Source organism: Flavobacterium hercynium (assembly GCF_002217285.1).
In the GTDB taxonomy this organism is placed as follows: Bacteria; Bacteroidota; Bacteroidia; order Flavobacteriales; family Flavobacteriaceae; genus Flavobacterium; species Flavobacterium hercynium.
The window spans coordinates 19,287-34,779 of sequence record NZ_MUGW01000029.1 but is presented as its reverse complement, the minus strand read 5'-3'; the positions used below and the strand labels follow the sequence as shown (position 1 = coordinate 34,779).

The 15,493-nt window shown below is 33.8% G+C and carries 12 protein-coding genes; 2 read left to right on the top strand and 10 right to left on the bottom strand.

The features are described 5' to 3' along the window. Nucleotides 1-40: 40 nt before the first annotated feature. Nucleotides 41-991: a bifunctional helix-turn-helix transcriptional regulator/GNAT family N-acetyltransferase gene (locus B0A66_RS14315; protein WP_089050537.1), complete on the top strand. Its 951-nt coding sequence runs from the start codon at nt 41-43 to the stop codon at nt 989-991. 96 nt (nt 992-1,087) lie between these two features. Here the strand turns inward: B0A66_RS14315 and B0A66_RS14310 are convergent, their stop codons facing one another. The 6 genes from B0A66_RS14310 to B0A66_RS14285 form a co-directional block, all read right to left on the bottom strand. Then, nucleotides 1,088-2,290, bottom strand: a complete 1,203-nt coding sequence (locus tag B0A66_RS14310; protein ID WP_089050536.1) for an NAD(P)/FAD-dependent oxidoreductase — start codon at nt 2,288-2,290, stop codon at nt 1,088-1,090. 127 nt (nt 2,291-2,417) lie between these two features. After that, nucleotides 2,418-5,237: an AsmA family protein gene (locus B0A66_RS14305; protein WP_089050535.1), complete on the bottom strand. Its 2,820-nt coding sequence runs from the start codon at nt 5,235-5,237 to the stop codon at nt 2,418-2,420. Between the two features lie 15 nt (nt 5,238-5,252). Continuing rightward, on the bottom strand, nt 5,253-6,083 hold the full coding sequence (locus tag B0A66_RS14300; protein ID WP_089050534.1) for an MlaD family protein: 831 nt from the start codon (nt 6,081-6,083) through the stop codon (nt 5,253-5,255). Between the two features lie 20 nt (nt 6,084-6,103). Then, nucleotides 6,104-6,883, bottom strand: coding sequence for an ABC transporter ATP-binding protein (locus B0A66_RS14295; RefSeq protein WP_089050533.1), 780 nt, complete (start codon nt 6,881-6,883; stop codon nt 6,104-6,106). Nucleotide 6,884: 1 nt separating this feature from the next. After that, complete coding sequence (locus B0A66_RS14290) at nt 6,885-7,643, bottom strand: MlaE family ABC transporter permease (RefSeq protein WP_089050532.1); 759 nt, start codon at nt 7,641-7,643, stop codon at nt 6,885-6,887. Nucleotides 7,644-7,921: 278 nt separating this feature from the next. Then, nucleotides 7,922-10,192 (bottom strand): glycosyltransferase, encoded by a 2,271-nt coding sequence (locus B0A66_RS14285; RefSeq protein WP_089050531.1) that lies wholly within the window; start codon nt 10,190-10,192, stop codon nt 7,922-7,924. 404 nt (nt 10,193-10,596) lie between these two features. On the opposite strand from B0A66_RS14285, the gene B0A66_RS14280 reads away from it, so the two are divergent. After that, nucleotides 10,597-10,758 carry a DUF1328 family protein gene (locus B0A66_RS14280; RefSeq protein WP_089050530.1) on the top strand — a complete coding sequence of 54 codons (162 nt, stop codon included), beginning with the start codon at nt 10,597-10,599 and terminating at the stop codon, nt 10,756-10,758. 76 nt (nt 10,759-10,834) lie between these two features. On the opposite strand, the gene B0A66_RS14275 is transcribed toward B0A66_RS14280, so the two are convergent. From B0A66_RS14275 to B0A66_RS14255, 4 genes are all read right to left on the bottom strand, one after another. Continuing rightward, nucleotides 10,835-11,563: a GNAT family N-acetyltransferase gene (locus tag B0A66_RS14275; RefSeq protein WP_089050529.1), complete on the bottom strand. Its 729-nt coding sequence runs from the start codon at nt 11,561-11,563 to the stop codon at nt 10,835-10,837. 73 nt (nt 11,564-11,636) lie between these two features. After that, the gene (locus tag B0A66_RS14270; protein ID WP_089050528.1) at nt 11,637-12,239 is read right to left on the bottom strand and encodes a Crp/Fnr family transcriptional regulator; all 603 of its coding nucleotides are present in this window, start codon (nt 12,237-12,239) and stop codon (nt 11,637-11,639) included. Nucleotides 12,240-12,354: 115 nt separating this feature from the next. Beyond that, entirely contained in the window at nt 12,355-13,710 is a 1,356-nt protein-coding gene (locus tag B0A66_RS14265; protein ID WP_123868244.1) for a hypothetical protein, read from the bottom strand. 288 nt (nt 13,711-13,998) lie between these two features. After that, nucleotides 13,999-15,417: a TolC family protein gene (locus B0A66_RS14255; protein WP_089050634.1), complete on the bottom strand. Its 1,419-nt coding sequence runs from the start codon at nt 15,415-15,417 to the stop codon at nt 13,999-14,001. Nucleotides 15,418-15,493: the final 76 nt, after the last annotated feature.

The following is a 15,493-nucleotide window of genomic DNA, read 5'->3' as shown; positions in this document are numbered from 1 at the left end:
TTTATATATTTGCATAACTAGTTATGTAATTAATTATGATATGGATTTTTTCGATAGAGTAGGCAAAGTGGCTTTAGGAAGCCGATTGCGTTTGATGACGGCTCGCATGACAGACGATGCGGCTAAAATTTATAATTTGTATGGTATAGAATTTATGCCCAAATGGTTTCCGGTTTTTATTACGCTGGCTAATGAACGGGAAATTACGATTACAGAAATTGCTAATGAAATTGGTCATTCGCAGCCATCGGTGAGCAAAATTATTCAGGAAATGATTAGCGCGGGTTTGGTTCAGGACAATTTGAAATCTCCTGACAAGCGCAGAAATGTGGTGATTATGACCGAGAAAGGTTTGTCGCTTACAGAAGAACTTAAACTGCAATGGCTGGATGTTGAAGCGGCTGTAGAATCATTGATTGGAGAATCGAACCATAATTTGTGGGCAGCGCTGGAGGAATGGGAATTTTTATTAGAACAAAAATCATTATACAAGAGAGTAATGGAAGAGAAAAAACTACGTGAAGGTCAGGAGGTTAAAATTGTTGCTTATGAACCTAAATATAAAGATGCTTTTAAAAATCTAAATGAGGAATGGATTTCAAAGTATTTTGAAATGGAAGAAACAGATTACAAAGCGCTCGATAATCCGAAGGAATATATTCTGGATAAAGGCGGTAAGATTTTAGTTGCGCTATATCAAAATGAGCCTGTGGGAGTTTGCGCCTTGATAAAAATGCATAACAGCGCTTTTGATTTTGAAATGGCTAAAATGGCGGTTTCTCCAAAAGCTCAGGGAAAAAGTATTGGATGGCTTTTGGGTCAGGCGATTATAGAAACTGCAAGAGAATTGGGAGCAAAAAAAATCTATCTGGAAAGTAATACTATTTTGAAACCGGCAATTAATTTATACTATAAGATGGGTTTTGAGAAAATTACAGGTTTGGCAACTCCTTATAAAAGATGCAATATTCAGATGGAATTGAAAGTTTAGTTTTTTTTTGAGGTTCAAAGTTGCAAAGGTTCAAAGGGACAAAGTATTAGACCTCTGAACCTTTGTTCCTTAAATCCTTTGAACCTCAAAAAAAAATTATCTTCCAAATTTATAATATTCCAGATCTTTATTCTTTTTATGATTGATAGAATCCATAATAGAATTTAGCGCCATTGTACTAAACGTGATTCCGTTTCCTCCAAAGCCTAAAACATAATGTTCGTTTTTGTGTGAATCAGGTTTTCCAAAGTAAGGCAATCCGTCTTTGGTTTCCCCAAAAGTTCCTGCCCAGGAATAATCGATTTTGAAACTGATGCCCGGGAATTTTTTTTGAAATTTTTTCATTAAAAAAAGTTCCTTTCTTGGTAAAAGTTTATCTCGCTTTTTAGCATCTATAAATTCTTCGTCACCACCACCTACGATTATACGGTTATCTGATGTTGCACGGTAGTATAAATAGGGTGTAGAAGTATCCCAGAAAATAGCTCTCTTGAAGGACTTAGGTAAATCAGGAATACTTTCTGATGCTATAACAAAAGTACTTTTTAGATCTACAATTTTTTCTTTAATGGTTTCAACACTTTCATATCCGCTGCAATGAATAACATGGTCGGCCGTAATTTTACATTTGTTTTCGGTAGTGGCAATAAGTCTTCCGCCTTTATGGCTTTGAACAGCAGCAATGTCTGTTCTGTCAAAAACTTTCATGCCTTTGCCCTGACAATAGCGTATGATGTCCTGAGCCAATCGATACGGATCGACAACGGCTGCAGTTTTAGATTCTATGGCTGCTAAAGCATTTAGTCCCAATTTTTCTAAATCCCACCGTTCCAGCCAGCTTACATCGAAGTCATGGTCTTTTCTGCATTTGTATTCGTTTTTTAGAAAGGTGAGATCTTTTTTTAAAGAGCAGAAATAAATACTTTTTTTAAACTCAAACTGGCAGTTGCTTTTGATGCTGTCAGCGATTATTCTGAGATCAAAAATTGCTTTTTTTCCATTATTGTAACTGTCAACAGCACATTCTACACCTCTTAATTTTATAAGTTCATGTAGTGGTACGTCTATTTCATATTGTAACAAAGCCGTGCTTGCAGCAGTACTTCCGTTTGCAATATCACGACGATCTACCATTATTACTTTTTTCCCTTCGTTAATGAGTTTGTAAGCGATTAAGGCTCCGGTTATTCCACCTCCAATTATTAGTATTTCAGTATCTTTATCTGAATCTAATGAGGGATAGCTCATTTCCAGTGCATTCTTTAATGGCCAAAAAGTTTCTGTTGAACGTAGTTTCATTTTTTAGTGATATTTTGGATGCGCATTTTTGTTTAGGGTTCTATCGGGACGCTCGCATTACTAATGCGCTTCTGCAATTCGAACGTGATATATATTTGGATTGTTTAATTCATAGTGCTTTTGACTGTTATTTTTTTGAATTAGACTTTGCTTTCTTTACTCTTTCTTTTCTAATGACTTTATTGTTTTTTTCATCGTAAAGTGCAGGTTTGATTTCTTGTCCTGTTTTACTAAAGATTTTAATTTTTGGATCTTCATGTGTTCCTGTAATAACAATGGGAAAACCGATGATTCCAAATAGGGGAAGTCCTAGTCGCATACGCAAATCTAATAAGCCATCGAAACTGGTTGTTCCCTTTATGGTAGGTTTAAAGCCGGCTACTGTAAAGGTAAAAGGTTCTATGTGAATTAAGTTATTATCTATGACTGATTTAATCTCAATCCCTTTCATATCGGGATTATTTAGTCCGTTTTGTCCTGTTTTAGAACTTATTCCGTCCAGAAGTTTCAAGCCTTTTACTTTTACATCTCGCAAGTTTATAATTCCTTCTCCTTCTAATGATGGATAAATTGGACTCATATTACCGTTTAAATCGCCTTTTACTTTGTAGTCAATACTAATAATTCCCTGCGCTTTTTCTGCTGCTGTTACCAATTCATGAAACATTGGAATTTCTTTATACGCTCTTTGTACACTAAAATCTTTTGCTGTAAAATGCGCATCGAAGTTTGCCATTGTCGGTGATTCGTCTTTATAATTAGCGTCGATACCAACAATACAGTCGATAATATTGAAGGTCGATTTTTCTAAGTAAAAGTTCCCTTTTGTGATACCTATTTTTCCTGTTAGTTTATTTAGTACTAATCCGTTGTATTCTACTTTGTCAACATCTGTATTAAGCGCTACATTTAAGTTTTTTGGAATAATAACCACACCGCTCATTTTTGGATGGTCTTCTTTAGCATAAGCTACTTCTGTATTACGATCTGTATTTTCGCCTTTTTCAAGCGCCATGAATTCATCTACATTAATAAGTTTAGATTTCATTTTAAAATCACCGCTTAGCGTGCCATGCGATTCTAAAAAGTAATTAATAGTATTTAGCAAATAACCATTAATGGCAAAATCTGATTTTCCGTAGGAAGCGTTGAATTTTTCGAACCACATTTTTTCGTTCTGAAAACGAAAGTTTCCTTCTTTGATGTAAAACGCTTTAGGGAAAAGCTCAGAGGTTGCTTTTATGTTTTTAAGTAAAATAGTTCCTCTGTTGTCCAGTTTTTCATATTGTCCTTTTGTGGCATAACTTTGTTTTCCTTTTAATGCCAAATCTGCTTTTGCATATCCGGTAACATCGACTCCTTTTTGGGAGAAGACCTGATAAATACGTCCAACATTTAATTCTCCTTTAATTTTTGCATTGTATGCCAGATCACTAAAATCAGAAAGTGTTGCATTTACATACACCGGATTTCCTTCAAAAGAAAAAGAAGCAGGCGCAACGGCTATGATCAGATCCTCAAAAGTTCCGGCTTTATTCAGAACATTGGCAACTAAGGTAATATTGGTAATAGGGTTAGGATAGGAATCGGTTTTTAGCCAGCCGTTTCGCAATGAAATGCCGCCAATAGTTTTAGGAAACAATTTTTTAGATGTACTAAAAGTTCCTTTTGCTTTTATGTCTGTTCTTAAAAGTCCTTTAAGTTCAAGGCTCGTTAATCCCAAAGCAGCATCAATAGTAGCGAGATCAAGATTCCCTTTTATAGCAGCATCAACATCCATTTCGGTAAATCCTTTGCTGCGCAGGTGGGCATTGAAAAAGTCTTTTTCACCTACTTTAAAATTTAATTTTCTTAAGTTTATCAATAATTTTTCGATATCAAGTGAAGGCATAATCGCATTCAGATCCATTTTAAAATCTGTTAACGGAGCGGGAGCATTTTGATAATTTATGGCGCCATCATTGATCTTTAGATTAAAAGCCAAATCCGGTTTTTGATTTTTAGAAACGTTATAATCTCCTTTGAAGGTAAAAAGCAAATCACTTTTACCGGAAATTTCGGTTTCGTTCATCCAGGTTAAATATTCCGGAGGCATTACTGAAAATAAGTCTTTTAAAGTGGTATTTTTGGATGCTGCTTCTATATTAATTTTATAACCGTCTCTTAAAATAGTAAACAAACCAGTAAACGTTAGAGGCAGTTTATTGATTTGCAATTCGTTTTTTTGCAGAATGAAGGAAAGTGCATTGGTATTTATTCGTGTAATTAAATCGGCATGTATTTCTTTTTTCCTCAGATAGGCTGTTCTGTCGTAATAGAAATCGATGGCATCTATTTGCGCATCTGTACTTAAATCAAAAATGTCTTCGCTTAAGTTTCCTTTTCCAATATAATTAAAACCTTTGGCATCTACCAGAACTTTGGCAGAACGATCGTTGTATTTCACGTGACAATCTTCAAAATCTATTCGTTCTAGTTTTATTGCGGTTCCTTCTTCTGTAGTATCGGCTACTTTTTTATCATCAGGTGATATATATATGTTGTAATTGGCCTGTCCTTTTTGGTTGACCATTACATTAATGAATGCTTTGGAAACGTATAGTTTATTAATTTTTACTTCATTGTCAAAAATCAGTCTTTTTAAGTTTATTCCAAAAGCAACCTGCTCCGCTTTCAGTAACGTATCGTTACTAAAAGGTGCAGAGCCAGTAAGCGACAAATCATCTAATGAAACTGTTAACGAAGGGAAATGGGTAAAAAAGGAAAGTTTCGATTTCGAAAAATCCATTTTAGTATCCAGACGCTGGTTCGCAATTTTTTTGACTTCAGAGGCTACTTGACCCGGAAAAAGTAAGGGAATCAAAAAGAGCAACAATAAGATAGATGCTATTGTTATTCCGATTACTTTAACTGTTTTTAAGGCTATATTTTTGAAGGAACTATTCATTCAGATCAATTTTGATTATTTTTTCGCTTTTTCGGCTTCGGCTTTTTTAGCCTCTTCTTCTTTCTTTTTTTCTTCCTTTTGTTTTTCTTCCTGTTTCAGTTTTTCTTCTTTTTCTTTAGCTGCTTTTTCCTGCTGCTCTTCTTTTTTCTCTTTTATTTCTTCCTGTTTTTTAGCTTTTTCCTTTTCTTTTTTCTTGTAGTAGCCTCTCAAAAGGAAATTGCTTTTGGCAGCTTCCATATTTTGACTAAAACCTTTTGTTCCGGATTCTAAATTATTTAAGGTGTTCGAAACGCTGTTTGCCATTTTATCATCGCTGACTAATCGTGCCAAAGCTCCTTTTCCGTTATTCATACTGTGACTAAAAATCGCCAGCTCACTCGAAATAACACCAACATTGTCTACGCTTTTCTTAACGCTTTTCATGATGTCATTCATTTCTATACCATTTACAGAAGCGATTTTCCCGTTGTTTTCCACAACAGTTTTTGAATTTGCACCCGGAGAAATGGTTAAAACTTTATCACCCATTAAACCATCAGATCCTATACTTGCGCTGGCATCTGTTTTAATGAATTCACGTACATCATCTTTAATAACCATTCCCACAACTACTGAGGAATCGTTTACTAATCTGATTTCGTCGATCGTTCCGATGTTAATTCCTGAAAAACGAACATTATTTCCTATCTCTAATCCGCTTACGGTTTTAAAGTTTGATGTAATTCTGAAGGTGGATCCAAACAGGTTTTTTTGCTTTCCGATAAAATAAATTGCCATTATAAAAAGCAATAATCCTATTGATACAAACATTCCTAATTTCCAAGTTTTTCCAGATTGCTTCTCCATGATTTCTATATTTTTTAATTTTATTCAAAAAAAGAGCGCACCCATTCGTCTTCGCTTTTTTCTAATTCTTCGTATGTTCCTTCTGCTTGTATAACACCTTCTTTTAAAACCATAATGCGATCTGCTGTGAGCTTAGCGCAAGCCATATCGTGTGTTATAATGATCGATGTCGTTTTTCGTTTGTGTTTTATGTCGAGTATAAGTTCACTTATTTCTCTTGATGTAATCGTATCTAATCCTGTGGTTGGTTCGTCATACAGAATAATTTCCGGTTTTAGAATTAGGGTACGTGCCAAGCCAATTCTTTTTCGCATACCACCGGAAAGTTCAGACGGCATTTTGTCGATAGCATCACTCAAACCAACATTATCCAGTGCTTCTAAAACTTCTGTTTCAACTTCTTCGCTGCTTAATTCTCTTTTGTGTTTTCTTAGCGTAAAAACCAGGTTTTCTCTAACGGACATCGAATCGTATAAAGCACCACTTTGAAACAAAAAGCCAATTTTGACTCTTACTTCATTAAGCTCATTTTTAGGTAAATGCAATACATTTTGATCAAATACTTTTATTTCTCCTTTGTCCGGTTCTATTAAGCCAACAATACATTTTATAGTTACTGATTTTCCTGAACCGGAACGTCCTAGGATTACTAAATCTTCGCCTTTGTTAACCGTAAGATTTACGCCTTTCAAAACATGATTATCCTGACCAAATGTTTTGTGCAAGTCCTTGATCTCAATGATGGGAGATTTGCTTTTGGCTTTAGATTCCTTTTCTATATTTTCTTCTTCTTTAATCATCTTAAAAAAATAAATCGGTTATTTGAACAGCTACCATGTCGATTATAAAAATGGTTAATGAAGCGGTAACAACAGCGGAATTAGCCGCTTTTCCCACACTTTCTGTTCCGTTTGAGGCATTAAAACCTTTGTAACATCCTATCATTCCGATAAAGAATCCAAAGAAGAAGGTTTTTATGGTTGCAGGAAACAGATCTAAAAATTCTAAGGATTGTAAAATTTGCGTCAGATACCTGTAAAAATTAACATCTCCATGAATATTGATTCCTATATATCCACCAATAATTCCAACAGCATCTGCAAAGAAAACCAAAATAGGAACCATCAAGGTACAAGCCAGTATACGTGTTACAACCAAATAGTTATACGGATTGATTGCTGAAACTTCCATGGCATCAATTTGTTCTGTTACTTTCATCGAGCCTAATTCTGCTCCAATTCCGGAAGATATTTTTCCGGCACAGATTAGAGCTGTTATCACGGGCGCAATTTCACGAATCAGCGAAAGTGCCACCATTCCCGGAAGCCAGGATTCAGCTCCAAATTTTACTAAAGTTGGTCTTGACTGAAGCGTCAATACTAATCCCATAATAAAACCTGTTATGGCTACTAACGGTAATGATTTATACCCAATGAAGTAACATTGTTTCAGGAACTCTTTTGTTTCATAAGGAGGTACAAAAACTTCCTTAAAAAACTGCTTCGCAAACAATGTTGCGTTTCCTATATCTTCAAATGTATTTTTTAAGTTAAGTATCAAAATACTGCGTTTTAGTGGTTCGTTTAAGTTTGAAAATCAATGCTTTAACATTTGTAGTTTTCCTCGCTTATTTTTAATGAAAGTTACTTCTATAGTTAACAAAAATTCTTACACAACTATTTTTCAAGTTTATATAATTTACATAACAACACAATAATAGTATGAAAGAGACGTTATTGTCCGGTTTGTATAAAAACAAAAAATCCCTTTGGTATAAAGGGATTTTAGGATAATAAATAGTAATTGGTTAAAGTGGTAATAGGTATAGCTAAAGTATTTTATAAGTTAATAGCGATTCCGGTTTTCTCATTCATTAAGGGAATAACCTTGCTCTCTGATAATTTAAAATTTTCCATAATCAGACGTGCTGTTAAAAAACAAACAGTCGATTCTGCTCCCTGATTAAAGTTTACATTTGTTTTTTCTAAACCATCATATCCGCCTCCGCTAACGGGATTGTACATAATTTGATTTAAATGATTCTTGCCTAAGAACCAGTTAAATGCAGTTTTCATTTGCTGTTTGTGCTCTGGCATTTTAAACGCATTGTAAAATGAACTTAATGTCTGAATCGTGTACGATACATCAATTGGCTGTTCTCCGTATTCCTTAGGTTCTGAACCTTTGTGGTACCATCCATCGTTTGAAATTACTTTGAAGTTATCATTGGCGAACATTTTAGATGATAAAAATTCCATTGATTCCAATGCCACTTTTTTATAGATGGGTTTATTGGTTACCAGATAAGCATATAACATTGATTCCGGCATAATTCCGTTGGCATACGTTAGATAGTTTTCGTACCATTTCCAATCCTGTGTTGCATGAATTTCATAATTCGAAAGCAATTTGGCATTCAATTTATTGATAATTGCGGCAACGTATAAATTAGGAGTTGTCGAATGGTACAGGTACAAACCTTTGGTTGCAAAACCAATAGATCGTGGCGACTGAATGGTTTCTGCCCATTTCAATGCATTTAGCAAACATTTTGATGCTTTTTTGGAAATAGATTCCGGAAGAATTGAAGCATTAGAAACGACAGCTCCTAAAGCCCAAAGCGCACGCGCATTTGAATCTTCTAAATTTACTTCGGCATTTTGTTCAATATGTTCTCTATTGTGCTGATCAACGTAATTCATAAAGTTACCTTTTGGTTTTTGGCAACGTTCTATGAAATCTAAATAAATTAGAATGTATGGTAAATCATCTTTGTCTTCTGTTAGTTTATAGTGCATACAAAAAGCAACTAAGGCACGTGCATTATCATCTAGTGTATAACCTGATTCTATATCCGGAATAGAAATTTTACTAAACTGAATAATACCCAGTTCCGTTGTCATTCTTTTAATATGCGCTAATTCTATTGAAGGATAAGTGAATTTAATTTCTGATGGACTTTCGAATAAATTTTTATAGGTGTTGATATGAATGATTCCAACATTTTCCCAAGAAGAAGCGCGTGTTTTTCTAAACGAGCTTTTACCCATTTCTTCTCTCAGATTTTCATCTGATAATAATTTAATCGCTGCTTCTGCAAATTGATCTTCATTACCAATGTCTACTAAAATTCCTGAGTCCTCTGTTAAAACCTCTAATGTATGTGGAATTTTTGATGCTACTATTGGGCAAGCACAACTCATTGCATAAGAAAAAGTGCCGCTAACTGCCTGATTTGGATCTTTTGAAGTAAACATGTAAACGTCAGTAGCTTTTAAATATTCTAAAAGTTCTTCGGTTTCTAAATATTGATTTATAAAACGAACATGATCGCGTAAGTTTAACTCATCGACCATTTGTTCTAATTTATCACGGTAGGTATCTACACCATCAATGATTAAGTTTGGATGTGTTTTGCCTATGATTAAGTAAAGTGCATTTGGAGTTTTTTCAATAATTTTAGGCAAGGCTCTTAAACCTGTTTCTATATTTTTCCCTTCGCCTAATAAACCGAAAGTAGATAATACTAATCTGTCTTCTATTTCAAATTTTTCTTTGGCTTTTTGAGGAAGTTCGTAAACTACAACGTGTGTTCCGTGTGGTACACAAGTAATGATTTCTTTACTAATGTCATAATCTCGAACTAAAATATCTTCTGATTGATTTGTCATTACAAAAACTGAATTACTATAACTTAGCAACAGTTTTACGAATGTCTTCAATTCATTATTTGGATTTTGAATTACGCTATGAAAGGTAAAGGTAACGGGTTTTTTAATAGCATTTAAAAAATCCAATAAGTGATCGCCGTAATTACCCCCAAACAAACCAAATTCATGCTGAATATGTACCAGTTTTACACTTTCGTCATTGTTGATTTCTTCTGCAACTGTAGTGTATTCAGATCTGTTTTTTGTGTTTAAGGTAAAAGCCTGAGTTGGATTGTCTTGTGGTTTGCTAACTAATTCGCAAATTTCACATTCTATAGACTTACCAAAAACATCAGTAATTCCTTTTATTGTATCCTGCGTGTAGGTTGCGATTCCGCATTGTGTTGGTGGAAAAGTTGATAAAAAAACGATTTTTAGTTTATTTGATAGTGCTTTCATGAGGAAATATTTTTTAGTTCGTTTATAGGATCTTTATGGTATTTTTTTCGATTTTAAAAATAGAGAATACAGATGATTTTTTGTTTATTAGAATGATGCTGCAGTCTAAAGCGATTCTTTCAACTTACTGGCGTTCAATATTTTTTGATAAAAGTAGAATTTAGATGAGGTGAGGATTAATCCAATCCGTTAAAAAATTAACTCTAAAGCATTTTTGTGGGAATTCTGTAACAGGAAAATGGGAATTCTGATACTTCTGCTAAAATTTTGAAATTATTGTATAATCAAACGTATTGCGCTAAAAAAATAACGGATAGAGTTAAAGCTACTTGTTTTTTAGAGAGAAATTTGAAAAACAAATCAGACTTTACAAGTCATTTTTATTAACTAAAAAATCAAATATTATGTTACGTTATACAGTCATTTTTATTATTCTTGCGATCATTGCAGGGATATTTGGTTTCGGTGGAATTGCCGCTGGAGCAGCTAGCATTGCAAAAGTTTTATTCTTTATATTTTTAGTGTTATTTGTTATTTCATTAATAACAGGAAGAAAAAAAGTGTAGCAATACATTTCTAATCAGATAAAAAAGCGAGACCGGTATAACACCGGTCTCGCTTTTTTTATACTTTTTAATTGGCTTATAAAACATAATTTTTGATTACAAACAGATCTTTAAATCCCAATCTGGTATAAATATCTTTCCCCATTACTGAGGCTTGAAGTAAAGCATACTCAACATTAAGATCTATAGCGTGATTGAGTGCAAATTTCATGATTTCTTCGGCATAACCTTTTCTTCTCATCTCTGGTATTACACCAACACCGTGAATACCGATATTATTCTCTGTTTTAAAAAGCATAAATGTTCCGATTGGTTTCTTTTTTAGGGAAACCAGATAGAAATCAACATTATCTAAATTTCGTGCCAAGGTTTCCTTGCTTATAACATATCCAAACGCGTTAGGATACAGATCTGACCAGATTTTAGCTTCTTCTTCGTTGGTAACTTTTTTATAGGTAAGCGTATTTTGCAAGGTAAATTTTTGGTCTAATGGTAATGCCATTGCTATTTGTTCCGTTTTCTTAATCAGACCTTTTTTTTCCAGTATTTCAAAAGAATTACTGTTGTAAAGATCCCAATACGGAAGTACCAAACCTGAATTGGATTGCATAATCTTTATCGCTTGGTCTACGTCATTATCATTGATATCTTCATGAAACCAAAGTTTGTTTGGCCAGCCTGCATTTTCGATTTTAGAATATTCAAACGTACCATTATTATGGTAGGATAGGAAGGCAGCACCAACAGTTTTCCATAATGTGGTAAGGTTATGTATGTTGTCTTGTATTAATTTTGAATTTGTCATCTTGATAAATATTATAGATCTGTCGCAAAGTTAGTTTTCACATTTTTGAAAACTCTTTACATATGTTGATTCTCTATTCTTTTTCCAGATTTTTTCGGATGCGGCTTAATTGCGTAGGTGTAATTCCTAAGTGCGAGGCAATATGGTGTAACGGAATCCTGTCTGAAATATCAGGATGTTGCGCTAATAACTCAAGATATCTTTGCGTAGCATTTTTCATGACTAAGGCAATTTCGCGTTGTTCTTTTTCAATAATCCAGTTTTTTTCGAGGTAGGCAATGTAGAAATTTTTAAAATCAGAATATTGCGCAATTAGTTCACGGTATTTTTTGTAATTAATACTAAAGAGAATAGTATCTTCGAGTGCTTCAATTGCAAATTCTGAAGGCGTTTGCTGCAACAATGAAACTTTTGATCCTGCAAAGTCACCTTCCAGAAAAAGATTTTTATTGTAAATAGTTCCTTCCTGATCTGTGATAAAAGTTCGTAAAACACCTTTGCACACAAAATAAATGTCTTTAGCAATTTGTCCGTTTTCTAAAAGTATTTCTCCCTTTTTTGCAGATAACAATACAACTTTGTATTCGATCTCCTTCCATGTTTCTTGCGAAATAGGAGCGTAGCTTTCAAATTTAAGTTTTAAATCGTTCAGATGTTTTTTATTGTTGTCTAACATGTATTAAAGGAAGATTGTATTGTATAGTAAAAGTAAAGAAATAAAACAAGCTTAAAGAAAAAACGCTGCTAAACCAGAGTTTAACAGCGTTTTTTTAATGTTTTTTCAAACACGATTATTCATAACAAGTATAATCTATTTTGATCGTTTGCTCATTATTATCTTTTGTAAACTTAAGCATTTCTACTAAATTCATTTCATCTAAATGAATAGTTCCCCAAGGTTTGTAAAAATCATTTTGCTCTGCACGTTCTGCTGTTGAGTAGAATTTTTCAAATGTTCTATCGTTATTTTTTTCAATTTTAGATTTTCTGAATTGAAGTACTTCTTTGTTTTGAAATGAAGTATACGTGTGTACAAAAGGATAAACGTTGCTTGCACCGCTGCAATCTCTCGTCCAAACTACATTGTTAATGTAATATACGACGCAGTTGTTTTCAAATTTTTCTTCTACAAAGTTATTCATGTATGAAAATTTATCATCAGCCATAAGCGTATACGATTTACGAAGCAATTTGCCATTTTCAAGCCAAAAAATAGTTGTTTGATTTGCATCTCCTACGTTTTCTGTAATCACGATTTTATTATCATCGTAATTTACAGAAGACACTTCCTGATCGTCTTTCATAATTTTAGAAAGCATTCCGTCTTTGTAAACAAATTCTTTTTTGCCTTTTGATTTTCCTTCGCGATCGTAAAAAGAAACAGAAGTTGGAAGTCCGTCAGTATCAAATGCAACACTTTTTAGTGGTGTTCTTGCGCCTTTGTTTTTTATAATGTAGGAATCAATTGTTTTTAGTTTCGCTGTTCCTTGTTGGTATAGCGCCATTTCTTCTGATCTGATGTCCGAAAAAGGCAATGTGTAACCATTAAGCAATGCTTTAAGCGTTTCTCTGGATTTTGAAGTGATTTTGTTTTTGTTTTGTAATGAAGCTACTTCTTTTTTGTACTTTTTCGTATTAACCACATAAGATGACTCTTTTTTAGAACGTATTTGCTCCCCAACAAATTCGGTTGCCATTTTTGTACCTTCTTTTATTTGAACTTTATCGTCCATTTTTCCGCCCCAGTACGCTAATGCCTGAAACGATTTTCCGTAACCGGTAATGTCTAAAGTTTGTTTATTTTCGAAAAGAATATAAGTGTATTTAGTGATATTGATGATTTCCAGATTTTCTTTCGGAAAGTTGCGTTGCAGTTCTGCTTTTTCAGAGTTATCTTCAGCTTTATCCACATACACATCGGCTTGACCGGAATATTCGGTTACATCAACTAAGAAAACATACTTTTTTCCTTTTTGTACTTGCAGTGTATCTGGTTTTATTTTTTCTGGTTTAACTTCTTCAACTACGACTTCTTTTTTAGTTACGGCAGTTTTAGGTTGTGTTTTCTTTTTTGCTGCTGGTTTTTTTTGTGCAAAACCACTCATTGATAAAGTAAAAATTAACAAAATACTTAATATGTGTTTCATTGTTTTGTAGAGGTTATGGTTTTTGTTAGTGATATATTATTGAGAATGAATGAAATGTGGTTATTTTTTAGTTCTCAAAATTTTTTTGGCAAATGTACTTATTTTCGTATAAATCACCGTCTTTAAAATGCTTTATTTTCTTAAAATCTGGAATTCTTTCATTTCTAGTCAAATAGATTTTACTTACAAAGAGAAGCACAGGCTTTAGGAACTTTGGAAATAAAAAAAACGCTGCAAAACCGAAGTTCTGCAGCGTAATCTCAAATAAATAATTAAAAAAAACGGGTATTATTTCCAACCACCGCCCAAAGCACGATACAAATCAGTGCGGGCAGCCAATTGTTCTCTTTTTATGTTTGCCAGTTCTAACTCACTCTGCAATAAATTCGACTGAGCCGAAAGTACTTCTAAATATTCTGCCATTCCGTTTTTGAATAGCAGATTTGCATTTTTAATCGCTTGTTGTAATGTTTTTACACGTTCTTTCAAAAATGATTCTTGCTGTTCCAGTTTTTCTACTTTAACCAAAGCATCCGATACTTCGCTAACGGCTACTAAAACAGCTTGTCTGAAATTTAAAACTGCTTTTTCTCTTTCTGCTTTTGCAATATTGTATTGCGTTCTCACTCGTTTGTTGTTTAGCAAAGGTTGTGTTAGACCTCCCAATGCTGTACCAAATAAAGAAGCAGGAACGTTAAACCAGCTGCTTGTTTCGAACGAATTTAATCCGCCTTGCGCTGTAATTTTCAAGGTAGGATACAAGTTTGCTTTTGTAATACCTACATTAGCATTAGCAGCTTGGAGAGCCAATTCAGCGCTTTTTACATCGGGTCTTCTGCTTACTAATGCAGATGGAATTCCGATTGCAGTATTGTTTTTTACTTCAATAGTACTTAAACGTGACGTTCTTGTTTTTGAATTAGGAAATGATCCTGTCAACACGCTCAATGCATTTTCCTGAATCGCAATATTTTGTTCTAACAACGGAATCAATTGCGCAGCGTTTAATTTCTGTGCTTCTGATTGTTGAATCGCTAATGTAGTCACTTGTCCGGCATCATATTTTAATTTGATGATGTTTGTTGTACTATCGTTTAATTTCAGATTTTGTTTTGCAATTTCTAATTGTGCATCCAGCATTAAAAGATTGTAATATCCTTTAGAAACATTGGCAACAATGGTAGTCTGTAAAGCTTTTTTTACTTCCTCAGATTGCAGGTAAGTAGCAAAAGCACCTTTTTTCTGGTTTTTGATTTTTCCCCAGATATCCGCTTCCCAGGAAAGTGAAATACCAGTAGAATAATCTTCAACATATTGTTTGCCTAAAAATTGGTTCAGGTTCATTCCTGTAAAGCTGTTTTCAGACGGACGATTGATACTTGCGTTTACAAATGCGTTAACCTCAGGAACATTGTTCCATTTTGATTGTGTAAAACGGTATTGTGCAATTTCAATGTTCTTAGTAGCAATTTGCAAATCGTTGTTTCTCGTTACCGCACTGTCAATTAGCTGAACAATGTCTTTTTCTGTAAAGAAATTTTTCCACTCCAAATCAGCGATACTTGTTGTATCCGTTGAAACCGATGCACTCCTGAAATTTTCAGGAAATGCATCTTTTGGAGTTTCAATATCCTTCGAAACTTTACAGGATATAATAGTGGTGATCAAAAGCGCAATCATCACAATTTTGGTTATATATTTTTTCATTTTATAAGTTGTCATTAAATTTCAGTACAAGTATCTTTTCTGCTGTCCAGATCTTTAGAAATCTTATACGATATGT

What these genes read in the sequence shown, in the direction of transcription:
- B0A66_RS14315 (WP_089050537.1), top strand. Translation starts at nt 41, where the DNA reads ATGGATTTTTTCGATAGAGTAGGCAAAGTGGCTTTAGGAAGCCGATTG.
- B0A66_RS14310 (WP_089050536.1), bottom strand. Translation starts at nt 2,290, where the DNA reads ATGAAACTACGTTCAACAGAAACTTTTTGGCCATTAAAGAATGCACTG.
- B0A66_RS14305 (WP_089050535.1), bottom strand. Translation starts at nt 5,237, where the DNA reads ATGAATAGTTCCTTCAAAAATATAGCCTTAAAAACAGTTAAAGTAATC.
- B0A66_RS14300 (WP_089050534.1), bottom strand. Translation starts at nt 6,083, where the DNA reads ATGGAGAAGCAATCTGGAAAAACTTGGAAATTAGGAATGTTTGTATCA.
- B0A66_RS14295 (WP_089050533.1), bottom strand. Translation starts at nt 6,883, where the DNA reads ATGATTAAAGAAGAAGAAAATATAGAAAAGGAATCTAAAGCCAAAAGC.
- B0A66_RS14285 (WP_089050531.1), bottom strand. Translation starts at nt 10,192, where the DNA reads ATGAAAGCACTATCAAATAAACTAAAAATCGTTTTTTTATCAACTTTT.
- B0A66_RS14280 (WP_089050530.1), top strand. Translation starts at nt 10,597, where the DNA reads ATGTTACGTTATACAGTCATTTTTATTATTCTTGCGATCATTGCAGGG.
- B0A66_RS14275 (WP_089050529.1), bottom strand. Translation starts at nt 11,563, where the DNA reads ATGACAAATTCAAAATTAATACAAGACAACATACATAACCTTACCACA.
- B0A66_RS14270 (WP_089050528.1), bottom strand. Translation starts at nt 12,239, where the DNA reads ATGTTAGACAACAATAAAAAACATCTGAACGATTTAAAACTTAAATTT.
- B0A66_RS14265 (WP_123868244.1), bottom strand. Translation starts at nt 13,710, where the DNA reads ATGAAACACATATTAAGTATTTTGTTAATTTTTACTTTATCAATGAGT.
- B0A66_RS14255 (WP_089050634.1), bottom strand. Translation starts at nt 15,417, where the DNA reads ATGAAAAAATATATAACCAAAATTGTGATGATTGCGCTTTTGATCACC.